The 23,729-nt window shown below is 35.7% G+C and carries 23 protein-coding genes; 8 read left to right on the plus strand and 15 right to left on the minus strand.

Annotated features, from left to right (window positions below):
- Positions 1 to 70: 70 nt before the first annotated feature.
- Positions 71 to 1,102 (minus strand): HNH endonuclease, encoded by a 1,032-nt coding sequence (locus AA0X71_RS18580; protein ID WP_413356789.1) that lies wholly within the window; start codon positions 1,100 to 1,102, stop codon positions 71 to 73.
- 201 nt (positions 1,103 to 1,303) lie between these two features.
- The gene (locus AA0X71_RS18585; RefSeq protein WP_413356790.1) at positions 1,304 to 1,633 is read right to left on the minus strand and encodes a phosphoribosyl-ATP pyrophosphohydrolase; all 330 of its coding nucleotides are present in this window, start codon (positions 1,631 to 1,633) and stop codon (positions 1,304 to 1,306) included.
- A gap of 57 nt (positions 1,634 to 1,690) precedes the next feature.
- Here AA0X71_RS18585 and AA0X71_RS18590 point away from each other — a divergent pair, with 57 nt between their 5' ends.
- Positions 1,691 to 2,473 (plus strand): DUF899 family protein, encoded by a 783-nt coding sequence (locus AA0X71_RS18590; RefSeq protein ID WP_413362673.1) that lies wholly within the window; start codon positions 1,691 to 1,693, stop codon positions 2,471 to 2,473.
- Between the two features lie 72 nt (positions 2,474 to 2,545).
- Here AA0X71_RS18590 and AA0X71_RS18595 read toward each other — a convergent pair whose 3' ends face one another.
- From AA0X71_RS18595 to AA0X71_RS18605, 3 genes are read right to left on the minus strand one after another with little or no spacing between them, the layout of a single operon-like run.
- Positions 2,546 to 3,379, minus strand: coding sequence for a TPM domain-containing protein (locus AA0X71_RS18595; protein ID WP_413356791.1), 834 nt, complete (start codon positions 3,377 to 3,379; stop codon positions 2,546 to 2,548).
- Entirely contained in the window at positions 3,373 to 4,425 is a 1,053-nt protein-coding gene (locus AA0X71_RS18600; RefSeq protein ID WP_413356792.1) for a hypothetical protein, read from the minus strand. The genes AA0X71_RS18595 and AA0X71_RS18600 overlap by 7 nt, the downstream gene beginning before the upstream one ends.
- A gap of 13 nt (positions 4,426 to 4,438) precedes the next feature.
- On the minus strand, positions 4,439 to 5,707 hold the full coding sequence (locus AA0X71_RS18605; protein ID WP_413356793.1) for an SPFH domain-containing protein: 1,269 nt from the start codon (positions 5,705 to 5,707) through the stop codon (positions 4,439 to 4,441).
- A gap of 226 nt (positions 5,708 to 5,933) precedes the next feature.
- Here AA0X71_RS18605 and AA0X71_RS18610 point away from each other — a divergent pair, with 226 nt between their 5' ends.
- The gene (locus tag AA0X71_RS18610; RefSeq protein ID WP_413356794.1) at positions 5,934 to 8,561 is read left to right on the plus strand and encodes a cation-translocating P-type ATPase; all 2,628 of its coding nucleotides are present in this window, start codon (positions 5,934 to 5,936) and stop codon (positions 8,559 to 8,561) included.
- Positions 8,562 to 9,016: 455 nt separating this feature from the next.
- On the opposite strand, the gene AA0X71_RS18615 is transcribed toward AA0X71_RS18610, so the two are convergent.
- The 7 genes from AA0X71_RS18615 to AA0X71_RS18645 all read right to left on the minus strand — a co-directional run bounded on the left by AA0X71_RS18615 (position 9,017) and on the right by AA0X71_RS18645 (position 15,943).
- A complete protein-coding gene (locus tag AA0X71_RS18615) occupies positions 9,017 to 9,718 on the minus strand; it encodes an HpcH/HpaI aldolase family protein (RefSeq protein ID WP_413356795.1) in 702 nt (233 codons plus the stop codon).
- Between the two features lie 73 nt (positions 9,719 to 9,791).
- Positions 9,792 to 11,186 (minus strand): sedoheptulokinase, encoded by a 1,395-nt coding sequence (locus AA0X71_RS18620; RefSeq protein WP_413356796.1) that lies wholly within the window; start codon positions 11,184 to 11,186, stop codon positions 9,792 to 9,794.
- 169 nt (positions 11,187 to 11,355) lie between these two features.
- Complete coding sequence (locus AA0X71_RS18625) at positions 11,356 to 12,360, minus strand: TRAP transporter substrate-binding protein (protein WP_413356797.1); 1,005 nt, start codon at positions 12,358 to 12,360, stop codon at positions 11,356 to 11,358.
- 58 nt (positions 12,361 to 12,418) lie between these two features.
- Complete coding sequence (locus AA0X71_RS18630; RefSeq protein ID WP_413356798.1) at positions 12,419 to 13,399, minus strand: C-terminal binding protein; 981 nt, start codon at positions 13,397 to 13,399, stop codon at positions 12,419 to 12,421.
- 57 nt (positions 13,400 to 13,456) lie between these two features.
- Positions 13,457 to 14,752, minus strand: a complete 1,296-nt coding sequence (locus AA0X71_RS18635; RefSeq protein WP_413356799.1) for a TRAP transporter large permease — start codon at positions 14,750 to 14,752, stop codon at positions 13,457 to 13,459.
- Between the two features lie 2 nt (positions 14,753 to 14,754).
- Positions 14,755 to 15,234, minus strand: coding sequence for a TRAP transporter small permease (locus tag AA0X71_RS18640; RefSeq protein WP_413356800.1), 480 nt, complete (start codon positions 15,232 to 15,234; stop codon positions 14,755 to 14,757).
- Positions 15,235 to 15,256: 22 nt separating this feature from the next.
- Positions 15,257 to 15,943, minus strand: a complete 687-nt coding sequence (locus AA0X71_RS18645) for a GntR family transcriptional regulator (protein ID WP_413356801.1) — start codon at positions 15,941 to 15,943, stop codon at positions 15,257 to 15,259.
- Between the two features lie 620 nt (positions 15,944 to 16,563).
- Between AA0X71_RS18645 and AA0X71_RS18650 the strand changes: the two genes are divergently transcribed.
- The 4 genes from AA0X71_RS18650 to lepB are packed head-to-tail and all read left to right on the plus strand — an operon-like array spanning position 16,564 to position 18,798.
- A complete protein-coding gene (locus tag AA0X71_RS18650; protein ID WP_413356802.1) occupies positions 16,564 to 16,860 on the plus strand; it encodes a hypothetical protein in 297 nt (98 codons plus the stop codon).
- 53 nt (positions 16,861 to 16,913) lie between these two features.
- Positions 16,914 to 17,684, plus strand: coding sequence for a hypothetical protein (locus AA0X71_RS18655; RefSeq protein WP_413356803.1), 771 nt, complete (start codon positions 16,914 to 16,916; stop codon positions 17,682 to 17,684).
- 60 nt (positions 17,685 to 17,744) lie between these two features.
- Positions 17,745 to 18,236: a hypothetical protein gene (locus tag AA0X71_RS18660; protein WP_413356804.1), complete on the plus strand. Its 492-nt coding sequence runs from the start codon at positions 17,745 to 17,747 to the stop codon at positions 18,234 to 18,236.
- A 22-nt stretch (positions 18,237 to 18,258) separates the two neighbouring features.
- Positions 18,259 to 18,798, plus strand: a complete 540-nt coding sequence (gene lepB, locus AA0X71_RS18665; RefSeq protein WP_413356805.1) for a signal peptidase I — start codon at positions 18,259 to 18,261, stop codon at positions 18,796 to 18,798.
- A 73-nt stretch (positions 18,799 to 18,871) separates the two neighbouring features.
- On the opposite strand, the gene AA0X71_RS18670 is transcribed toward lepB, so the two are convergent.
- The 3 genes from AA0X71_RS18670 to AA0X71_RS18680 all read right to left on the minus strand — a co-directional run bounded on the left by AA0X71_RS18670 (position 18,872) and on the right by AA0X71_RS18680 (position 21,821).
- The gene (locus tag AA0X71_RS18670; protein ID WP_413362675.1) at positions 18,872 to 19,021 is read right to left on the minus strand and encodes a zinc ribbon domain-containing protein; all 150 of its coding nucleotides are present in this window, start codon (positions 19,019 to 19,021) and stop codon (positions 18,872 to 18,874) included.
- A 369-nt stretch (positions 19,022 to 19,390) separates the two neighbouring features.
- Positions 19,391 to 19,639, minus strand: a complete 249-nt coding sequence (locus AA0X71_RS18675; protein ID WP_413362677.1) for a pyridoxamine 5'-phosphate oxidase family protein — start codon at positions 19,637 to 19,639, stop codon at positions 19,391 to 19,393.
- Between the two features lie 133 nt (positions 19,640 to 19,772).
- Complete coding sequence (locus AA0X71_RS18680; protein WP_413356806.1) at positions 19,773 to 21,821, minus strand: molybdopterin-dependent oxidoreductase; 2,049 nt, start codon at positions 21,819 to 21,821, stop codon at positions 19,773 to 19,775.
- Between the two features lie 117 nt (positions 21,822 to 21,938).
- Here AA0X71_RS18680 and AA0X71_RS18685 point away from each other — a divergent pair, with 117 nt between their 5' ends.
- Together AA0X71_RS18685 and AA0X71_RS18690 are read left to right on the plus strand one after the other, a co-directional pair.
- Positions 21,939 to 22,499, plus strand: a complete 561-nt coding sequence (locus tag AA0X71_RS18685; RefSeq protein WP_413356807.1) for a 4Fe-4S dicluster domain-containing protein — start codon at positions 21,939 to 21,941, stop codon at positions 22,497 to 22,499.
- A gap of 4 nt (positions 22,500 to 22,503) precedes the next feature.
- Positions 22,504 to 23,706, plus strand: coding sequence for a PucR family transcriptional regulator (locus AA0X71_RS18690; protein ID WP_413356808.1), 1,203 nt, complete (start codon positions 22,504 to 22,506; stop codon positions 23,704 to 23,706).
- Positions 23,707 to 23,729 lie beyond the last annotated feature (23 nt).

Below are 23,729 nucleotides of genomic sequence, written 5' to 3' on the forward strand. Positions count from 1 at the left end.
AATCTTGGAATAATACACAACACTAGTATACTCCCCTATCAAAATCAAAATAGCACACCTAAATAAATTTTCATGGCGTCCATATGGTATCAAATCCATTCTTAACCGAGTAATCGTAAAGCATAATGATCTTTTTCTGCTTATAATTTTTCATCAGATTCATTATTGTAGCATCCTCTTTTTTACCATATAATTCATTATTTCTCTCAATGATGTTTTCTAGATAACTTCTTTTCGGCAACTTATCACTCTTTAAACTATTACACTTATTACATGATAAGACGAGGTTCCATATTTGATCTGACTGTACAAACGACCATGGAATAAAGTGGTCCACATGTGTTTCTCTTTTTAATCCTGTTAGACTCTTTCTACAGTAAAAGCATTCTGAGTTAAAATATGTAACCAGAATTTTCTCAAAGGGACGTAGCGATGATCGTTTTGCTATACTCTCTACCTTTCCAAGGAGATAATTGATGCTTGGAACTTCATTTAATTCTTCAATCATTGCTGCTATATGATAATTTGTCAGGTTTACGATAAGTCTTTGATAGTTCAACATAAACCCATGTACAGCAGGATTTAGCCTTAGAATTTCTTGTTTATGTTCAAATGCGTAGAACTTCCCCCTTGTATCCCCATATAATGCACCATAAACATTCTCTTTCATTGTTGATTTAACTTTACTAACAAGCTTGATTTGTAATGAATCATCGATTTTATCAAAAATCAATTCGGAAGGAATGGCGTTTTTGGTTTGTTCCTCTTTAATTATTGATACGACTTTTGCAGTTTTTCCTCTGTTTTGGTTTAACAAATTATGGTGAACAATTAAATTCCAATAAATTTTTGTAAATGAGTAAGCTAATTGGTCATAATTAAGTTCAAACTGATCATTTATCTGGTACAAGTTTTCTATTATCGATTTGATTAGAGCATATTTATAAGTTGAGGACTTAACCGACTTACTTGATAAAACGACTGTGAATATTCTCCAGATTTCTTCGTCAGTTAAATATTCCTCTCTCAACTCACCTATCTTTAACTTACGTTGTTTTCGTAATGACTGAGGTTTTTTTTGTAAATGTCCAGAAGCCGACATTTACACCTCGTACTAATTTTCGCGACACACATTATTTTTGCGCGGCACTTTTCGCAACTAGCTTATCTTTTTTGCAAGGGAAAAGGGTTCTTTATTTTCGCAAGAATGATTGAAAAGCAACAATATTTGCGAAAAGAGCCTTAACTTATAACTCACACAGAACCCTCCTACAGCAACATGTCACAAAATTAAGTTATTCTTCTACCGGTGATCATCCACATCAATCAGGAGAATCTTTTTTTGAAAACCACCTCGTTCGTTAAATTTTTTCATTCGAATAGCATCTAATGTAGCAAAATCTCCACCATGAACCGTAGTTAGACTATGAATAATTTCTAATATATCAGCAAGCTCCTCTATAGCTTGTTCATCTGTTTCTGCCTCTTGATATTCATTCACTTCTTCTATTAATTTGATTTTTAGCTCTTTTATGTATTCAAATTCGATTAACTCTTTTGTGCGACATTCTTTACCCGCTGATTTTATAATTTCAGGTATTTTATCTCGAACTAACTTATTATAAACCGGCATTTTCATCCGTCCTTTGTAAAATATTGATTCAAATTTAACTTTCATTTTTTGATTTAGATCTACTTTTTTCATTATACCAATTTTTGTTTATTTTCTTTTTTATTCGGTGATAAAGATGAATTAATCGTGATCCAGAATATGGGGAAATCATGCCCTTACTGCACGATGTGGGCAGATGGGTTTAATGGCGTTTATCCTCATATCATTGAAAAAGCTGCCTTTGTTGTAGCCACTCCTGATGCACCAGAAATTCAGGATGCCTATGCAGCCGAACGCCAGTGGCAGTTTCCGATGGTTTCCACGAAGGGTACGACTTTCAAAGTAGATTTAGGTTTTGAAAAAGATGGTTATCAATATCCAGGTGTCTCCACTTTCCAAAAAGATGCGGATGGAAAGATCTATCATGTCGCTGATGCCCCTTTTGGACCTGGAGATGAATTCTGCTCTGTTTGGTACTTATTTGACTTACTTCCATCTGGTCAAAAAGGCTACCATCCGAAACGTAAAATCAACAAAAAGTCTGATTTCGATTTGACCAATAATATTGCCATTCAAGTGAAGAATCAAGAAGAAGCGGTTGCGTTTTATACCAATATTTTAGGAATGACTGAAGCCTCTTCTAATGATTCGGAAACAAAGCTCACCTTTGGCGGGCGGAATTTCTTCATTGAAGAGAATGATGGAAAGAAAGTCTTTTTCGAGCTAGCCGCTAAGAACTTTGCTAAGGCCAAGGAACTTCTATTAGAAAATGGTTGCAAGGTAACACAAGACTACAATGAGAAAAGTGTCATGATGTCGGATCCGTTTGGTTTGCATTTTCATCTATTCCAAAGTGCTTAAAAAGTGCCTGTCACCACCCACGTTTTGTCGAGATATTTTCGACAAATTTCGGGTGGTGACAGGTACAGGCTATTAAAACTTCCTGCCGCCTCCACCAATTCCACCACCGCCAGCGCGGCCTGAAAAGGAACCTCCGCTGCTGTTATTATTAGCTTTTGGAATTTTTTGCTGGGTGACAATGGTATTATAATGTTGATCCGTTTTTCTTGTAAGCGCGAAGGAGTTGTCTTGTAAATAGGTTCTCGCGTTGACGGTTGAGCGTCCCTTATTTCCCATTGCCATAATGCCAATCGTGATTCCTCCTATCGCCATCGAAATGAGGAGATAGATTCCTAGTTTCTGTAGCCAAGTTGTTCCACTCGTAGCGTACCCATTGTTCGTATCGACATATCCTGAATCAGTAGACGCGTTCGAGTTTGAATGTCCTGGCACCGAGACGGTAGGTGGGCCAGCGTCCATCATTTTTTCCACTTCATCAAGGAAGATATGTGCACTTTCACTATACTTCTCTTCCCCTAAAGATGGATAAACCAAGTCGAGCAATTCTTCTACTCTATTCGCGTCGATATAATTAGTTCCCTTATCCCTGGTAAAAATGTAGACTTCACGCTCATCCATATTTAATAGGTAAAGAACACCGTCTAATGTCCCGTTGTAGCCAAAGCCATGTTCATCATAAAAATCAAGGGCATATTCGCTTGATGGTTTCCCCTCACTATCATCAATCGTGACAATGACAATATCCATCTCCGTTTTTTCAGTTAGAGCGAATGCTTTTTCATTGAGTTCAGCTCGTTCATCTTCTGAAAATAATTGTGCCTCATCATAGACTTTTTCATAATCTGCAAACGCACTTGTTCCAAAGGTAATAAGAAGGAGAAGTAAAATGGATATTTTTTTCACCATACAAATTGCCCCCCAATCAGAAGGGCTGCGAATGATGCGGCTGAAACGGCTCCAAACCATGCTCCCGCCCTACCTTTGCTAATCGGTAACTTCCCGGCAATTTTTCCGGTCTGCCCATTCATCGCAAAGATGTAGGTCTCCCCATTAAATTGGTAGGTGAACATCCACACTGGTAACAGCACATAGGTTGCTTTGACATTCTTTAGTCTGATATCCGTGTTTTTCACATTCACCGAGCTATAGCCATTCACTGTTTCTCGTAGTAATGTGCCCATATTTTTCCTCATGATTTCCGTCACTCTTGGGTACACATCATTTTGATCCATATCGTATTTTTCTGCCAAGTATCCTGATAAATAGGACATCGAAAAATCGGTTAAATCCTTGTAATGGTATGGTTCAAGAATGCTCATCAGCTCATCCTCCATTTTTCTTGAACCATCTGCCGGTACATCTTGAAAAATTGCTTTTCCTTCACGGAGAAAACGATAATATTTTGTTTCCGTATAACGAGTATCTCCTCTTGTATAGGTGCGGACCTTTGTCGCTTCACCAATGATTTCCCCCATCGGATCACAATCAAATAACCAAAACGGCACATAAATTCCCGACAATTTTTCCAGCTCAGAAGCCGTTGTAAATTGTTTCGATAGAAGTGGTTTTTTCTTACACCAATTAATAAAAAGTTCTGTTGCTTTCTCTCGATTAAATTGAAACGGGATCACTTTTTCCGGACGATATTCCCCTTCCAGTCTTCGCGGAATGATCGTCGGGTTATGACAGTAATAACAGAAGGTTGCGGCTGTTGTGTCATCGGTGACAATTTCTGCCCCACAGCTTTCACACGTATATCCGACTGCTTGTTCATGAAATTCCTGCTCTAGCTCAGTTACTTCTTCTGCCCCGACTTGTTCATTGCTGATAAAGTCACGAACCTCTTGCTCGCTGAATTCACTTAAACAATAATCACATGTCCAGTTTTGCGTTTCTGCCTTAAAAGCAAGCGGTCCCCCACAATTGATGCATTTGTAAACGATAACCCCCATTGCCAATCACCTCTTAAAATTTGGTCCCGCATTCTGGACAGAATTTCATCGTTGCCCCTTCAGGAGCCGTGAATCCGCATTTACAAGATAATGCCTCAAGCTTTTTATTTCCACAGTTCGAGCAAAACTTACCGCTATTTTCATACCCGCATTCACATTTCCAAGTATCTTGCTGTGGTTTCGGTGTTCCACATTCTGAACAAAACTTGCCTTCATTTTTGTGGCCGCATTGGCATTGCCAAGTATCAGCATTTTTCGGAGGCTCAGGTTGCTGAGCTTGTTGTTGCATTTGAAAACGATTGGTTTCAGAAGCGTTTTGAGTAAAATCGCCTGAACCCTGCATCCCCATTCTCATTCCAATGAATCCATTCATCGCCCCACCTTCATTGGAACCGGCCGCTTCAAGTCCTCGAGCAATTGATCCTTGTACATACCCTTCTCGGACAGTTGGATCTTGTAACATTGCCCCCTGGTTTCTCATATTAATGAGCTTTTGTGACTGCTCATCATACGTAATACTATTGATTCCAACCGATTCTACACGCATGCCGCGAAGTCGTGTCCATTCCTCATCCAGTACATTGGACATATATTTGGCCAATTCCATCCCACGAGAAGTGACAAATGAAATACGAATGCCATCACTCGACATCTGGTTTATCGCCGCTTGCAGGGCATTCATGAACTCCGATAAGTATTGAGCATTGATTTCATTGATATCCACGATATTTTTATTGCGAGGAATCGCTTCTTCATAGAACTTGATCGGGTCTTCAATTTTAATCGAATACGTTCCGTGGGCTCGTAAAAATAACTCGGCATTATAGAAATTATCAAAGTAATTAATCGGATTCCGAGTTCCAAATTTAATCCCTTTGATTTCTTGAAGATTAATAAAGTATGCCTTTTGCGACGAAGAAGGGATGCCACCAAATTTAAAACGATTGAACGTCTCTGTGACCGCTTCATCTAGCTCTCCATTGAAAATGGAAGGCATCGATGAATTGACGACTTCGTAATAACCTTCTTCAGCTGTGTAATCAATGATTCGTCCACCATCAACTAATAACATAAGTTGATTAGGTTGCACATGAATAACCGAACCATTGGAGATCGTCGTATCGGTCCCCTTCTTATTAGAATTGCGCTTATCCTTCGTCCTCATCTTCACACCAACAGACATGACCGTCGTATCGCTCATCTCCTGCGGCACAATCACTTCCAACCATTGATCTGCTAAACTTCCACGTACTGCATCGACCGCAGCTTTAATAATACCCATCAAAACTCCCCCTAACTGAACTCAATCAACAATTATTTTCCATTTAGTTTAAGTATACCATGTGCATTTTTAGAAGTAGAAGGGAATGCAAAGAAAGTGGTAGCTACTTAATGAATTCTTCTGAAAAGCCTTTCCACCATTTACGAAACCAGTAAAATCGCCTTACTTATTTAAATAAAGCATATAAAGGAATAATATTAAATATGAGGAAAGGAGCATTTTACCTATGCAATTCTATCGTGAGAGTAAAGAAACGGTTCTCGAGCATTTGCAAACATCAGAAAATGGGTTAACACAACAAGAAGTACATAAACGATTGGAAAGAGATGGTTATAACAAAATAAAAGGGAAAGAAAAAGTACCAACATGGAAAATATTTCTAGAGACATTTAAGGACTCGATGGTCATTGTTCTCTTAATTGCGGCTGGGGTTCAGTTAGCCCTTGGAGAAGTAGTAGAGTCGATCATCATTTTTCTTGTACTCATCATTAATTCTGTTATTAGTGTTGTCCAAACGAAAAAGGCTGAAGGTTCACTTGAGGCATTACAGAATATGTCTGCTCCAAGTGCGAAAGTCATTCGGAACGGAGAACGACAAACGATAGCCGCTAGAGAGCTTGTTGTCGGGGATATGGTCTTACTTGAAGCAGGTGATTATGTACCTGCGGACGGGCGGATTCTAGAAAGTGGTTCGTTAAAAGTCAATGAAGGAATGCTTACTGGTGAATCAGAAGCTGTGGAAAAAAATGAAGAAGCGATTGAGCAAAAGGTAGCCTTAGGTGATCGCCGAAATATGGTGTTTAGCAGTTCCTTAGTTGTCTATGGTCGCTGTACATTCGTTGTTATCGGTACGGGAGAACAAACAGAGATTGGGAAAATAGCTGGCTTAATTGCGACGGCAAAAGAGAAACAAACACCATTGCAGCGAAAACTAGATGTATTCAGTAAAATGCTCGGCATCGGGATTCTAATCCTTTGCATTCTCATATTTTTAGTAGAAGTTGGCCGAATCTGGTTTGGCGACAGTACAGAAGATATGACAACCGCTATTTTACATTCATTAATGTTTGCAGTAGCCGTTGCTGTTGCGGCGATTCCTGAAGCATTATCATCAATCGTAACAATTGTATTATCTGTAGGTACAAATAAAATGGCAAAACAGCATGCGATCATTCGCAAATTACCAGCAGTCGAAACATTAGGTTCCACCAGTGTCATTTGTACCGATAAAACAGGGACGTTAACGCAAAATAAAATGACGGTTACTAATTATTTCATCTCAAATAGCGGGAAAAGGGACTCTCTTCCAAAGGCTCGTGAAAATTGGAGTTCCGAAGAAGAAATGCTTTTTAACATTATGGTGCTTTGTAATGATTCTTATATTAATAATGAAGGAAAAGAAGTCGGGGACCCAACCGAAGTAGCTCTGATTAATTATGTTCATCACTTTGAAAAAATTAGACAACAGTACAGACGAGAAGGAGAATTACCATTCGATTCTGACCGAAAATTAATGTCAACGATCTACACCATTAATGGTTCTAGGATGCTCCTAACTAAGGGCGGACCGGATGTTATGTTTAACCGTGCTAGTTATGTACTTATGAATGGGAAAGAAGAACCTTTAACAGATGAGTTATTACAGCTTTTTCAAAAAACAAATGAAGATTATTCAAACCAAGCACTTCGCGTCCTTGCTTATGGATATAAACAACTACCGACTGACAAAAGCACGATTAAACACGATGATGAACATCATTTAGTTTTAGTCGGTTTAACTGCCATGATTGATCCACCTCGTGAGGCTGTCTATTGTTCCATTGAACAAGCCAAGCAGGCCGGCATTCGAACGGTTATGATAACAGGCGATCATAAAACAACAGCACAAGCTATTGGGAAAGATATCGGACTTATGGGTGAAAATGATATTGCTCTAACAGGGCAGGAACTAGATGCGCTATCTGAAGCAGAATTAGACGAGAAATTAGAACAGATTTCTGTCTATGCACGTGTGTCACCAGAGAATAAAATTCGGATTGTTCGTGCTTGGCAAAAGAAAAATAAGATTACGGCTATGACTGGTGACGGAGTCAATGATGCTCCAGCACTGAAACAAGCAGATATCGGCATAGCCATGGGAAGTGGGACTGATGTTGCCAAGGATGCATCTGCAATGATTTTAACAGACGATAATTTTGTTTCGATTGTGAACGCCGTTAGTGTCGGTCGTACCGTATTCGATAATATTAAAAAAGCAATCGGTTATCTATTCGCTGGAAATTTAGGGGCAATTATTGCGATTTTATTTGCCGTCATTATGGGTTGGTCAAATCCCTTTACCGCCCTTCAATTATTGTTTATTAACTTAGTGAATGATTCGTTACCGGCGATTGCATTGGGAATGGAGAAATCAGAACCAGGTGTCATGAAAAAGAAACCTCGTAAAATTGATGAGGGGATTTTCGCTGGCGGCACGATGCGAGCGGTATTAACGAGAGGAACTCTAATCGGAATTGCCGTTATCATCGCTCAATACATCGGATTACAACATTCAGCAGAATTAGGTGTGGGAATGGCCTTTTCAACTTTAATTCTTTCACGGACCCTACAAACATTTGCTTCACGTTCAACTACACAAACAGCGATTGGTGCGGGGTTATTTAGCAACAAATATGTAATCGGTGCTGTAGCATTAGGTTTTGTTCTGTACGGGATTACCCTTTTACCATTTGCTCGTGAAATCTTTGCCATTCCAGCTGTATTTGGCTTTGAAGAGTGGCTCATTGCATTCGGACTTTCCTTAGGAGCGCTTATCTTGATGGAAATTTTAAAAATAATAGCACGACCAAAATAAAAGGAATACAAAAAAGGTCAGGTACCATTCGTGGACATCTCTCCCATTGTGGTACCTAACATTTTATTTCCTCTAAACACTGGATTATGAATCGGCATAATGACAGCCAGCATAACGCCTGTTAATACAACATTACACAAAATTGACATAAACAGAGCGATTGTTAGAAAATATCGTCAAATACTTTTTTAGCTTAATAGTCTAATTGACATAAATACAGGAGAATTTTGTATTTTCTTATCCTACTGTCTATCAATTTGTTTCCACTACTTACTTCCGTCACTAAATTTATTGATTAATTGAAAAAAATCTCGCTTAGGATTCCAGCCCTATCACGGAAACCCAATTTAATCCCAATTATCATTTTCTAAATGATAGAAATTTCTCTAATTATAAACATCGCAATAGCTATTTGGTTATTATAATTTTTCATAAAACATCTATAGATTCATAACTTATTCAATTTTTAATGAGTCAATGTAAAACTGTTGAACCGTCTGCTTACTTGATTTTAAAATCATACCAACTTCACTATTACAACTAAAAAACGTCATGCCTTTCTCTTTACATTTCTGCAAAAATTTCATATTTGTTGATATGGTACCGCTAAGTTTATTACTTTGCTCTGCTGCCTGCACAACGGTTTCAATTGCTTTATCCATTGAAGGTGTTTGAATTTCACCAGGCGTATCTAAATCCATGGATAAATCATTTGGACCAATTATTAGACCGTTTATCCCTTCCACAGCTGCAATTTCTTTTGAATTACGAACTGCCAACTGAGTTTCTATTTGAACGAGGACTAGTGTATTTCTGTTTGTTTGTTCAAGATAATCTTTTAAATTACCTGGATTATAATTTGAATGTGCTCTTGTAACTGATACTCCTCTTTTTCCTAAAGGGGGATATTTTGCATACTCTACAATCGCTTTTGCTTCCTCTGCATGATTTACCATCGGTACCAATATTCCGTTAGCTCCCATGTCTAGTACCTTAGAAATAAATTCCTTGTCAACACCTGGAACACGTATAATAACTGGTAAACCAAATCCATTACCAACTGACACAATTTGAGCTATTTGTGAATAATCAAAGTAACCATGTTCACAGTCAACGATGACAAACTGCATTTCCCCTTGCTTCAATACCCGTACCACGTTTGGAGTATACACCTCTGACAACATTGTACCTAACACGATTTCCTTTTGAAATAATCTATCACTAAATATATTAATAGTAATCATCGCCTTCTAATATAAATTGATATTTCCAAGTATCATCTAAATCCTTACAAACTCCCCCACAGACTAATGCAATTCTAAATAATCCTGCAAAAACTTCATCTGGAAATTCTGGGGTTACTGTTTCATACCCTGTTATTTCTTTAATTACTTTCAGTAGCTGAGGTATTTTCCAAGACACTCCACCGGAACAAATGATTTGATTGTTTTCTCTTTGAGTTTTAATAAGAATTTTTAATTTTTCATTATATGTTTCTGCCATATCTTTAAATGCAGCAGATAAAAGTGTATTTATCCTAAGATTATTTGAATTAATCCCCATTATGTTTCCACCATTAGCATTATCTGGAGTCACATAAAAGTTCATATTTACTTGCAAATTTTCTGGATTAAAATCAAAATCTTTCAATATTACCTTCCATATTTGGTTAATATCTACTTCCTGTTCAGATATCCTCTCGAGCAATTCACTAAAAAAACTAACAAATACTTCAAGATTTCTACCGCTCGGCAAATTGGAAATAGTATTAATATATTTCCCTTCAAAATATGGTCTTGTCTCATATTGACCTGGGTTGAAAGTATCTGTAATTAATGAAACTTGGGAAGCAGTAGCAATATTAAGAACTAAATCATTGTCAATTGTTGTGCTACCTAAAATCGATACTTGCTGATCACCAAAATCAGAAAATATCTTTAACTCTTGTCCGTTTGAAAAATACACACCACAACTATCAAAATCATTTTCTATTATTTTTGGGAATTGAATATTTTTAAAACCAATTTTTGCAATCATATTATTATCCCAAGTTCTCTTTGTTACATTAACTAAACCTAATGGTGCTGCAGAGGTAATATGACAAAGATTAGAGCCTGTTAGATTAGAAATAATATACGAACCGAGTGTATAGAGTTCACCATTTTTTTCTTTTTCTGTTTTGTCAGATAACAATTGATATAAATTGCACATTCCTAAAGATGGTTTAAGATAAACTCCATTATCAATCATACTTTCATTTGAAATCTGTTCTTTAAGATACTCCAAATACGATGTATCACTTTTTCCCATGGTATTTAAACATCGATTGTCTTGCCATGACACATAGATATCCTCTGTCGTTCCTGAATCTTTATATATAAAACCATGCATTTGTGTAGATAATACTACTCCAGAAATGTTTGTAAAATTATCTGTATAATCATCTATTTTTTCTTTTACAATCTCATAAATTTCTTTTGCTGGAATTTCGTAATAGTTTGCATTTGAGTTTTTTAATCGATTAGGTGACCGAGTTTTTTGTTTTTTTAATATAGTTAAAGAATGGAGATCTAATAATGCAAATTTTATAAAACTACTCCCAATATCTATCGCAATATATTTCAATCTTAATTCACCTCTTAGATAATACCTCACTCGATGTATAAGAGGATTTATCCAATTTTCTTTTCATTAAGACAACAGAAGTGGAAGAGACTTTACCTGTTTATTGTTTTCTCTTCCACTCATGTTGATTTTCATATTCATTCTTTTATCAGCAATTTTCACATGATGATTATTCTAATGTTTTAAGAAATGCATCATATACATTAGATGGTATATCCGACTTAATCATATCCCAGACTGGTCTAGTCTTATCAGCAAAAGATGCAAGTTCTTCATCCGTTAATTCAATAATTTCAACCCCAGCTGTTTCAAGTTCCGCTTCAATCTTCTCTGTGTTCTCATCTTGATAATCTTGAGCGGCTACTAAAGCTTTATCCATCGCCTCATCAACGACTGTTTGTAATTCTTCAGATAAACCTTCGTAAAATTCTTTATTCATGACCCATACTAATGGATGTGGAACATGTCTAGTTAAAGTAATATATTTTTGTTGCTCATGAAATTTTTGCGCATAGATAACCTCTAACGGATTCTCTTGACCATCTACTGTATTTTGTTGTAAAGCTGTATATAATTCATTAACAGGCATTGGTGTAGGGTTTGCACCCAATGCTTTCCAAGCTTCAATATGGTATTCACTTTCCATCGTTCTAATTTTCAATCCATTAATATCTTCTGGCTTTCGAATAAGTTTATTGGAAGTTAGATTTCTAAAGTCAGTAATGGAAATACCCAATAGTTTAAATCCTGCACTTGAATATTCTTCGGAAAGTGCATTAAATAACGTTTCATCCCTATACGTTGCCATAATATCTTCGACACTACTAAATGCAAATGGTAAATCTAAAATCGACGCACTCTTGACAAAGTTAACTTGCACGGCACTTCCTGTTAGAGCAGCAGTAATACTTCCTTCTTGAACACCTTCTAGTTGTTCTCTATCTCCACCTAGCTGAGAGTTTGGATAAACTTCCACTTTGAGTTTGCCGTCTGAGTTATTTTCAACATACTCCTTAAATGCAAGAGCTCCAGCTTGGTTTGTAGTATCTTCAGATAACGCATGTGTTAAAATGATTGTTTGTGCATCTTCAGTTTCATTTCCACCACTCGAGTCATTGCTACATCCAAAAAGCGTCAATATACTTATTCCCAAAATCAAAATAAACTTCTTCATAATTGTCCTCTCCCTTTTCTTTATTGATTATTTTAAAATAATTAATACCGCAGTTCTTCTATTTCTTTATAATACTTTTAGAATCAAGATTAGTTTTATTAACCGTGTTGCTAGGAATTTTTCCCTTTAATAACTCTATGACTGTTTCCGCAACTTTTCTATGTTGTATAGCTGATGACTCAATCGAGTTATAGGCACTATGTGGTGTGATTACTACACTATCAAATTTTAATAATTCATTATTCTGTTCGATTGGTTCTTCTTCTAGTACATCCAAACCAACACCCATCACTTTTTTACTTTTCAATGCAGCAATCAAGTCATGCATGTTAATGATTGGTCCTCTTGCTGTATTGATTATCATTACTCCATCTTTCATTTTATTTAGAGATTCTTTACAAATTAAATGGTATGTTTCATCCTTAAGTGGAATATGGATACTGATAACATCGGAATGTTGATACAGTTCTTCTAAAGTCACCTTTTTAACACCATACTCTTCAAAAACACTGTCTTCTTTGTAAGGATCGTACACTATTACATTCATATTCATTGCTCTTACATAGCTAGCGAACAACCGTCCAATATTTCCAAATCCAATGATCCCAATTGTTAAACTACTAATTCTATGAATTTCGTAACCGTATTCACTATTCCATATACCAGTTCCTACTTTTCTATTAAAATAGGTTATTTTTCTGCAAAGATCTAAAAGTAATGCCATGGTATGTGTAGCAACCTCTTCGACACAGTAATCAGGTAGGTTACAAACAGCAATCCCTTTCTTAGTAGCTGCCATTATATCAATTGTGTCTGTTCCGATCCCGTAACGAACAATCCCTTTACACTTTTCCAGTTGAGACATAATCTCCTCATCAATGTGTAAATAGTTTATTCCAATTGCATCAGCATTTTTTGCCTGTTCAATAATATCCTCTTTTCTTTTACAATTAGCAAAAATGGCGTCTATACCTTGCTCTATAAGTAGTTTTTTTGTTATATCGAGATTCCCCTTTGAAAATGTATGACTATCTAACATAACAAATTTTCCCATAAATACTCCCCCATTTTATTTAAAGATTTATCACCTCATTACCTATTTTCCTACTAATATTAAACTGATCTCTGGGATAAAAGTGATTAATAATAATGCAAAGATAAATACAATAATAAATGGAACACTTGCTTTACCTATTCTTAGTACAGATAATTTACTCAATGAACTCGCAACAAATAGGTTCAGCCCAACTGGAGGGGTAACAAAACCTATTGCTAAGGTTACAACCATTATTAAACCAAAATGTATTGGATTTATTCCAATTGCACTTGCTATTGGTAAAAAAATGGGTGCCAATATTAATATTGCAGGTGTGGTATCCATCACCATTCCCACTATAATAAGGAAGAGCATTATTACTAAAGTTATTACGACTGCTGATGAAAAATTGTTAGCCATGGAACTTGCTATCATCTGTGGTGCTTGCATCATTGTTAATACCTTTCCAAAAACAGACGCTGTTGAAACAACAAGCATTACTGGAGCAGCAATTGTAAGCGTTTCCTTTAAGAAGTTAAAAATGTCAGATACTTTGATACTTTTGTATATAAATAGACTTACAATCAAAGCATAAATTACTGAGATATTAGCGGCTTCAGTTGGTGTTACGATTCCACCGTAGATTCCACCTAAGATGATAACAGGTGCCATTAGTGCCCAAAAGCTATCCTTAAAGAGTTTCCACAATCCAAATTGGCTAAGCTCTTCCCAGTTTTTGATTAACTTTTCTTTATCTTCACCATGTTTTTTAAAATAAAAATATACATATACGATTAAACAGAGCCCAATTAGTAGTCCTGGTAAAATACCTGCTATAAACAAATCACCTACTGAAGTTCCCGTTGAAATACCATATATGATAAATGGGATACTAGGTGGAATAATTACACCCAAACCTCCTGAAGTAGCTACCATTGCTGTTACAAATACTTTGTCATAACCTAAACGAACTAATAGAGGAATTGACATTGCACCAACAGCTGCAACCGTTGCAGGTCCTGATCCCGAAATCGCTCCAAAAAACAAACAAGTTATGATTACCGTTATTGGTAATCCCGCTGTCCTTTTTCCTAAAAAGAAAGCAAAAAAATTAAACAACTTTTCTGAAATTCCACCTTTTGCCATTATAATTCCTGAAAGGATAAACAACGGAACTGCCAATAATGAAGTTGAGTCTATAGATGAAACCATAGTCCTAAAAATATAGTCTGCTGATGCAGGAAGATTAGGAATGATCATAGAGGCAGATATACTTGCAATCCCTATGGAAAACGCTATCGGGATACCTACAGCAAGCATTCCAAAAAAAACAATAAATAATAGGGCAATCTCCATCTCTATACAACCTTCCTTTTTATAATGATTAAAATATATTTTTGAATAAGCCTAAACATTGCTAATACAAAACCAATTAAGAGAGATAGATAGACAATATACATATCAATTCCTAACGCAGGACTAGTTTGACCAGTTGAGATTAATAGATTTATACCGTTTACGCTCGGTAGGATCATATAAACGCAAAACAAAAATATGAAAATATCTTGGATAGCAATGAGCATTTTCTTAAAACTGGGTACCGCAATTTCTAATATATCGATTTTCAGATGTGACTGTGTACGAATTCCATAGCCTATTCCTAAAAATACAAACCAAATAAATGCATAGCGAATTAATTCATCTGACCATGACAGCGAATTCCCTAAAACATATCTCATAAAAACTTGTACAGTCATAAGAATGACAATTAAAGCTAAAAAAACTACCATAAAGACCTCTTCTAGATGTTTATCTAACCACAAGAATGCCTTTTTCATCTTAATCCCCCCTTATTTATGCTCATTTAAATACACCATTTTTCCCCAACCCAATTAAAGTATCATTTTTTGCTGCCTCAACATGATAACTAATATAATCAACAATAGAAGAATCTTTTGAAATTAGTAATCTAAAAATTTCTTTATGGGTATCAATATAGTCTACTTGATGATTTTTTGTTTCTAGATGAACAGAATTTATATTTGCCAATGCATCAATTAAAGGTTCAATCGTTACCCAACATTTCATTAACGGTATATTATCAGCCATTTCAATTAAGGTTCTGTGAAAATTTGAATTGACTAATGCCCTTTCGTGGGAAAATCCTTCTTCAGAATCATTATTAACTTTTTGAAAATCATCAACTGCTGCTGCTAAAGCACTAAAGCCCACATTTTCTTTTTTTAAAATTTCCTCTACGGCCCTACACTCTAATAACTTTCTCATACTATAAAGATCATCTATAAACTTAACTGAGATTCCAACAACTCTTCTTCTACCATTAGATAGAGTAACTAGTAAACCTTCACTTGATAATTCTTTAAGTGCCTCGCGAATTGTTCCCCTTGATGAATTAAATTCCTTTGCAAGTTCTGTCTCAGTAAGCATCGATTCAGGTTTGTATTCCTGGAGAATTATTTTTTTTCTTATACTATCTAATATATTTGACACTGTTTTACTTTTTATAGTATCGATATTATTCGACATGTCATTATCACCACCTATTTTAATTAAATTTATAATTTTGGAAGTGCTTTCACAAGAATTGTATATAACACTATAAAAAATGTCAACATTTTTTATAAAAAGAAAACATTATTTATTAATTGTTAACATTATTGTAGGTAATATTGAGTATTGACTTTTAATGTTATTAAAAAATTGTCATTCTGTTTTGTTCATTATAAAGATAATAATATTCATTATTTTGAAATTTTAAGATATATGGAGATATTCGGTGAAAATCAGAGCATTTTTTTCATTATATTGAACAATTCGTTCATTTTGGCGTTTTCCAAAAGAAGAAATGTGTTCTAAACTACGATTAAAATGTTCGTTATAAAGAATAAACACCTAATTTACGAACAATTTGATAACTAAAAAGGGGGGACATCTTCACTGGAGCTAGATTCATCTACAACAACACAGAAAGAATACATAAATAAAACTTAATGAACATGGAAGGAAAGGTGAACTTGAAGAAATTTCTCGCTTTTTTTATAACTTGCTTCCTGTTGTTAAGCTGTTCGCCCATCTATGCCCATACAGATTCAGGAGAAAGACTCCATAACGTATATCAAAAGCTCTTCCATACGAGGCAGGAGAAAGTGGCAAACATTGTATCGGATAAAATTGACAGCTATAAGGAGTCTGCAATTGAACAAATCGGAACATTATTCAAGGAAACAGAAGCAGCACTTACTCATTTTCTATTCATTTCATCTACTAATGCACAGAAGGACATTGAGGATTATAAAGAAAGTCATCATACTCAATTACTGAAAACAAAGGATCAATTATTAAAACAGGACTTCCAAGAATTTTCCCAAGAAAAAAGCAAGGAGATTGATGTTGAAATTTCTCAAGATATTGAGGGATTTCTTGAAGAAATTCTATCAAATTAGCTTCTAATGAATAACAAATATAAAAATCATATGATGAAAGGAAGTTTTTAATCATGAACTTAAAAGGAAAATTAGTAGCTGGAGTCGTAACGGTTGGATTGGTATCAGGCGTAGGGATGGCTTTCGCAAACACAGATGCAGGCGAAGCATTGAAAAGTTGGTATGATGCACAGTTCAATAAAACTGTGGAATCCGTTCAAAGAGACGTTGGAGCTTACACCCAAGGAAAAATTCCTAGTTTGCTAGAGGAATACAACACTAAGAAAGCAGCTGGATTAACGGAAATTTCTCAAACAGGTGATTCAGAATTAGAAAGTAGTTCGAGTGCAATTGAACTTGCGAAGAATAGTCACATTGAATCATTAGAAGGTACAAAGGAAGAAATCTTGGGGCAAATGGGACAACAATTTTATGAAGACGTATTTTTAGAAGGTTTTTATAAAATTCAACAAGCTAGTAATGAAGCATTCAACTATGCAAATCGTGACTTAATAGCACAGACGGGAAATGCTGGAACTGAAGCAATTAATTCTGTCACAACTGGATTAACAGATGCTAAAGAAAGAGCTGTTTCAGAATTAGAAGAAGCGATTAGGCTCGCTAAAGAAGAACTTTCTGCTTCATTAGATACTGCGGAAGAATATACAACTCGCAACCTTAAAAATCAAGTAGATTGGCATATCGGGGATTTAAGGGAGCAAGTTGAGGATATTTTAGACACACTTGTAGCAGAGCAACAAGCACTGATTGTTGCAAAGGCGGAAGAACTTGAAGAAGATGCAAAAGCTAGCTTAGACACATTGGTTTCTGGAATCAATAATTAATAAATCCAAGTTAGGGCCTAAAAACTTAGGTCCTAACCTTTTAGCAAAGGAGGATGCCCAATGTTTAATCCAAAAAGTAAAAAATTCCTAGTTGGAGCTCTTTTTTTAATATTAATAGTAGGAAGTAGTGTCAATGTTGCTTTTGCCGGACAAGATATTCATTCTCTATTATCGAGTTGGTTTCAGACTGAACGTTCGAACTCAATTGCAGAGATTGAAGAAGCCGTTGCGATAGAACAAGAAATTCAAACAGAACGTTTAAAAGAAGAGTTGCGGTTAGGAATAGAAAATGCGGAGCGCCAATTGGAGAATTACACTGATAAGATGAAAGCAAACAGTATTTCAGAAATTCAAAAGCATGCAGACCAACTTATCAACTCTATTGATATTGACCAGTCAGATGAAAAAAATAAGGTAGCTAGTGAGTTGGCTGACATTATTCAAGAAGCAAAAAGTAAGATAGATGCTATTACTCCCCAACATGCGGTAGTCTCAGACGAGGATTCAGAATTGCCCGATGAGGATATGGGTATTTCAAAAGAAACAAAATAAAATGACGGAAGGTGGAAGGTGAATGAGGTTGGAAGTCGATTTAAATCCAGTTGATGCAAATCAATTAGAAATGGGGAAAACAGATAAGAAAAAAGGAAGCTTGTCAAATTGGCTAGGATTTCTATTCATTCTAGCGATCATCTTTTTCATCTCTCATTCTGCCATTGGGATTACAGTCATTAGTGGACAATCGATGGCTCCCACTCTTAATGATAATAATATTACGTTATCAAACCAGTTATTTTATACAATTGAAAGAAACGACATCGTTATTTTTCAAGACGAAAATGGCTTTGATGTCATTAAGAGAGTGATTGCTTTACCCAATGAAACGATTGAAATTAAAGACGGTGTAGTCTTGGTGAATGGAAATCCAATAGATGAAGAATTCACAGTTGGTATAGCAAATGATATGGAAAAACAACGGGTTGCTGATGGCGCCTATTTTGTTATGGGTGATAATCGAGAGCCTGGAGAAAGTCTAGACAGCAGAAGTTCCAACATTGGAACAATTCCAGAGAATAGAATCGAAGGAAAGATGTTATTTTCATTTGGGATGTAGACCTCTAATACTCAAAAAAAATGGAGAGCTCCTCACTGATTAAAGTGACCACCTCTCCTCTCTCCTTTGAATATCATCCAAAGAAAAGATCAATGACATTAGAAACACCAGAAGCATTCATATTGTAAAATTCAGAAAACCCACAGTTTGTGCAATAGACCACTTTAAAACGTTTATGTTGGATATCAAATATCTTATATAGCCCAGTTCCAGTTGTTGCAATCTCCTAAGTCTTAGCCTCTATACTCCCACGCTTAATACAGCCTTTTTCTTTCATCATTGACTCCTTTAAGAATACCAGACAATAAGTAAATTCCTATTATCCAAGCCTTGATAATTCATACTTTCTTTGTGGGTTTAATAAGATATAAGAATCATCACCTATCATTTTTATGTTTTGTAAAAAAAGGCTTCAAAATAGGAAGCATAACTATAACATCTATCCTAAAGTTAGAGTATACGGTCTGGCTAAATCAGGATGGTTTATCAGACGAATTGTTTTCGGCTCACATCGAATCACAATATAATTCGGATCCGCCGGTCCTGTTAAATATTTCAAGAAATTATCATACCAAAAATGATCTCTTAATTCTTATTCATCATGAAGAGATGCGACTGCCGTAATTTCCAAATACGGCTTCCCAAAGCCAGCACCTTCACTTCCTAAAAGAATATGAACCTTGCTGTTTTTTAGAATGTCTTGTACCTTTTCAGTCTGCTTATTCGAAATTGTATATAACAAAAACTCTTCATTTCGGAAAATCATTAATCGAGAATATGGTTGATCCCCTTTCATAGTGCTCAACGAGCCAAGACGATGTTCAGATAAAATCCTCTTTATTTCATCTTTAACTTGTTTCTGTTCCTTATTTCCCCACCACTTTCACTAAATATTTATTCCGTTATCACTTTAAAAACGGTGCCTGTCCCCCGATACATAACACGTTTAGTCAGTGGGAGTATAAGCACCTTCGCTATATTTCTTTTATATTTACATACACACTATTAAAGGCCATTCCTTGGTTTCCTGTTGCAACTTCTCCCATATCTGTTGGGGTGAACGAGATGAGCCTATTTACTAAACTATGGTTCGCTTGAACCAATAAAATGGAAGGGTGGACTTCATGAGATAGACGGCACTTCAACTTAATCTCACCCTGATCATTATAGACGGAAACGCGCGAATCATTTCTTATCCCTTTTTTCGATGCACTTGTTGGATGAATATAAACGATTGGTTCTTTCTTTCCACTTTGAATTAAGTCCAAATTTTTGAATTGAGAATTTAAATCAAACTGACCATGATTGGTGAGTAATAAGAACATATTCTTTTTATCTGTAGGATTTGAAACAAAATACTCAGCAATGGGTGATTTTCCATTATTCAGGGCTCGCTCTGAACAAAATTCGAATTTTTCAGATGGTGTCTCAAATTGTTTATTTTCCCATGCAATTTTTGGAACCTCTAACAGTCTCGGACCATCTAATAATTCCTGCCAATGACAGATCCCTAATTTTTCATATATTTCATTCGTAAATTCTTCTTCGATAAAAACCTCCACCGATTTATCATAAGGAAATGTTGAAAAACCTGGCCTTAACTCGTTTAACCTTTTCGCTAGCAGGCATACAATTTCTAAATCGCTTTTACTCTCATAATAAGGCTTAATGGCTGGCTCATTGATTCCAATCCAATAATGCCAATAACTTGGAACAATATCCCATTCTTCAAAATTAGTCGTTGTCGGTAAAACAATATCTGATAGTTGAGCTGTTGGAGTTAGAAACTGATCGACAGTTACGATTAGCTCTAAATAGGACAACATTTTTTGCAACAGCTTTTGGTCAGGATTCTGTGTAAGTAAATTACGACATGAGATCCATAGCATTTTGATGGGAGGATTTTCTGTTTCCTGAAGCTCACTAGCAAAATCATTCATATCAATTGAACGGAAGCAGTTGCCTTTAGTAAATCCATGATTAAAATAACTGGTTATCTGATTTGAAAACTCGAGGCTCCCCATTTGAGCATATAAAACACCGGAACCTTGTTTTCCGATATTTCCTGTCATGGCCATTAAGGCATGAATGGCCCGAATATTTTGCCCTCCGTTTATATTCCTCTGAAGACCAAAACCAACCCAAACAATTGCATTTTTCCCTTCAGCTAATGTATCTGCAATCGCAGCTATCGTTTCAAGCTTAAGCCCACATTCTTTCAATAGTTCTTCCATTTTTAGTGATTGTATATAGTTAAGAAATACATCAAATCCCAACGTATAATCCTTTATAAACAGCTCATCCAATTCCTTTTTTTCATATAAATATTTTGCAATCGCTAATGCCACAGCTCCGTCTGTACCTGGGTTGATTTGCACGTACACATCAGATTTTTTGGCAGTAGCTGTATAAACAGGGTCGATCGTAACAATCGTAGCTCCTCTCTTTTTTGCCTCATATATATATGGCACAGAATGAATGGATGTCCAAACAGGGTTACTCCCCCATAGAATAATAGTATCTGCATAAACCATCTGTTCTGGGTCAGAGGTTTTATTATTTCCAAAATCATATATCGCTGCATCTAATCCTGATGACCAGCAAGGAGAGCCAACTGCACGTGTTGTTTGACCTAAACTATTAAAGAACCCCTCCACTCCATTATGGAGAATACCAAAATTTCCGGAATATTTATTCAAAGCAACGGACAGATTCGAATCATACCGATCATAAAGCTCAATTATTTTTTCAGAGATGATATCGATCGCCTTTTCCCACGTAATTCTAATCCATTCACCACTTCCTCTTTTGCTTTGCATCATAGGATATTTTAGTCGTTCAGGATGATAAACATGGGATAAGTAGTTGTAACCTTTTGGACACAGCTTACCTTTTGTATATCCATGCTTTTTATCTCCAGTTATTTTTGTAAGTTTTCCATTAATGGTATATCCTAACATAGCGCAGCTACTATAACAGTTTCTTGGACAAACGTGACGAGTGACATTATATTTTTTATCCAATCGCAATCCCTCCAATTTTATTTTACTATTTTTATGTGAATTTTCTCACATGTTCATCACATGTTCACTTAATTTTTCTCTTGTCCTGTTTTATGATGATATAAGAGGTGAATTACAATGAAACAATTAGCATTTTTCATAGATGTGAATAAATGTATATTTTGCCGGTCCTGCACGTACGCTTGTGCTAATGAAAACGAAACGAAAGATTTTAAACGGAGAAAAGTTGTCACATTAGCTCAAGCTCATTCAAAGGAGGATATCCATTTTTCTACTTCGTGTAATCATTGTGAAACTCCTGCCTGTATGCCCGTATGTAACCGCAACTGTATTCGTAAATTAAGTAATGGGGTTGTAATCTTAGACAAGCAAAATTGTGATGGCTGTGGAAGTTGTGCGTCTGCTTGTCCATTTCAAGCAATTACGATAGATACTACTAACCATAAAGCCGATAAATGCGATATGTGTTACAGTCGTTTGCAAAGAGGAGAAAGTCCGGTATGTGTTGAATCCTGCATTGCAGAGGCAATTTCAATTAGAAATATAATGGAAGATTATTCTCCCGAATATAAGTCTTCCCTTAAGGAATATACGATGAAAATGATTACGAACCCCTCGACTCGCTATAAATATGACCGCTCCGAAAAAATACGAGTATGGTCCGAAGGAAGAGAGTAGGCTGATGAACCAAATACCGATTTCAAATGATCTAACTGCAAGTTGGCTTTATTTATTTCACCAACAGGATATACAGCACGTCATTCAGAAATTCAAAACATACTTTGGACAAGAGCTTTACTTTTTCACGAATAAAAAGGAGTATGTAGAGCTAATTCCATCTAGCTTTTCAACAGAAGATTTCAAAAATATAGCCTTTGAAGATAGTTCTACTTTAAATACTCAAGTGGCATTGGTAAAAAATAGAGAAATAGAATTCTATTCCTATCCCATTGTTTCCCCCTATGAACAAACGATTGGCTATTTTTTATTTGAAAAATTAAATCAACCTGATGAGTATCAGCTTACATTACTGAAGAGTATAACTCCTACAATGCTAACATGGGTCAAACAAGGTGAAATCACTCGTTTAATCCATTCTAAATACAAGGACCAATTCTTATTCGATATTCTTAATAACAATATCGAGACAGAAAGTGATTTAATAGAATTAGGGAAGCTAAGGGAGATAGAAATTACGCCCAATGCATGTGTCATCGCAATGAACCTAGAAGGAAAGCATACTTTCTCAAAGGAAATAATTTACAATATCCAAAATATTATGCTCGAAACAGATAGTCTGGAAGCGAATATGTATACAACGTATCTTAACCACCGGATTGTTACCATTATTTTCCCTAAACTAGGCGATGAAAAAATAACAAAAACAAACTTGAATCAATGGATTCGGCAAACTAAACGTCAGGTTTCTGACATTCACCCCACTCTTCAAATGATTGTTGGAGTAGGAAGGTCCTACAATTCTAGTTTGGATATTTTTAAAAGTTTTCAGGAAGCAAAGATCGCTCTACAAATGGAAGTTTACGGTTTAGGCAGCGATGGTATCATACATTATGACGATATTGGGTACGTTCGATTGTTATCCTATATTCATAATGATTTATTAAGTGATTTTGCTCATCAATATTTAAGTGCTTTAGAAGAGCATGATAACGAATATGAAACAGATCTCATTCAAACTTTAGTTACGTACTGTAACCAAAACGGAGATATTGTAAAAACTGCAGATATTTTATTTATTCATCAAAACACTTTACGTCAACGACTTAAGAAAATAGAATCGATATTGTGTATTCAATTAAATGACTATACAGATTTAGTCAACTTAATTTTGTCCTTGAAAATCTCTCAGCAACTGAATGTTTGAAATTTCTACACTAAAAGGCAGTA

It is taken from the genome of Robertmurraya phoenicis (assembly GCF_047302285.1).
Lineage (GTDB): Bacteria > Bacillota > Bacilli > Bacillales > Cytobacillaceae > Robertmurraya.

Excerpts from the sequence above, each read along its gene's own strand:
- AA0X71_RS18640 (WP_413356800.1), bottom strand. The coding sequence starts at position 15,234 with ATGAAAAAGGCATTCTTGTGGTTAGATAAACATCTAGAAGAGGTCTTT.
- AA0X71_RS18690 (WP_413356808.1), top strand. The coding sequence starts at position 22,504 with ATGAACCAAATACCGATTTCAAATGATCTAACTGCAAGTTGGCTTTAT.
- AA0X71_RS18660 (WP_413356804.1), top strand. The coding sequence starts at position 17,745 with ATGTTTAATCCAAAAAGTAAAAAATTCCTAGTTGGAGCTCTTTTTTTA.
- AA0X71_RS18585 (WP_413356790.1), bottom strand. The coding sequence starts at position 1,633 with ATGCCGGTTTATAATAAGTTAGTTCGAGATAAAATACCTGAAATTATA.
- AA0X71_RS18635 (WP_413356799.1), bottom strand. The coding sequence starts at position 14,752 with ATGGAGATTGCCCTATTATTTATTGTTTTTTTTGGAATGCTTGCTGTA.
- AA0X71_RS18600 (WP_413356792.1), bottom strand. The coding sequence starts at position 4,425 with ATGGGGGTTATCGTTTACAAATGCATCAATTGTGGGGGACCGCTTGCT.
- AA0X71_RS18645 (WP_413356801.1), bottom strand. The coding sequence starts at position 15,943 with ATGTCGAATAATATCGATACTATAAAAAGTAAAACAGTGTCAAATATA.
- AA0X71_RS18685 (WP_413356807.1), top strand. The coding sequence starts at position 21,939 with ATGAAACAATTAGCATTTTTCATAGATGTGAATAAATGTATATTTTGC.
- AA0X71_RS18655 (WP_413356803.1), top strand. The coding sequence starts at position 16,914 with ATGAACTTAAAAGGAAAATTAGTAGCTGGAGTCGTAACGGTTGGATTG.
- lepB (WP_413356805.1), top strand. The coding sequence starts at position 18,259 with ATGAGGTTGGAAGTCGATTTAAATCCAGTTGATGCAAATCAATTAGAA.
- AA0X71_RS18630 (WP_413356798.1), bottom strand. The coding sequence starts at position 13,399 with ATGTTAGATAGTCATACATTTTCAAAGGGGAATCTCGATATAACAAAA.
- AA0X71_RS18625 (WP_413356797.1), bottom strand. The coding sequence starts at position 12,360 with ATGAAGAAGTTTATTTTGATTTTGGGAATAAGTATATTGACGCTTTTT.
- AA0X71_RS18595 (WP_413356791.1), bottom strand. The coding sequence starts at position 3,379 with ATGGTGAAAAAAATATCCATTTTACTTCTCCTTCTTATTACCTTTGGA.
- AA0X71_RS18605 (WP_413356793.1), bottom strand. The coding sequence starts at position 5,707 with ATGGGTATTATTAAAGCTGCGGTCGATGCAGTACGTGGAAGTTTAGCA.
- AA0X71_RS18610 (WP_413356794.1), top strand. The coding sequence starts at position 5,934 with ATGCAATTCTATCGTGAGAGTAAAGAAACGGTTCTCGAGCATTTGCAA.
- AA0X71_RS18580 (WP_413356789.1), bottom strand. The coding sequence starts at position 1,102 with ATGTCGGCTTCTGGACATTTACAAAAAAAACCTCAGTCATTACGAAAA.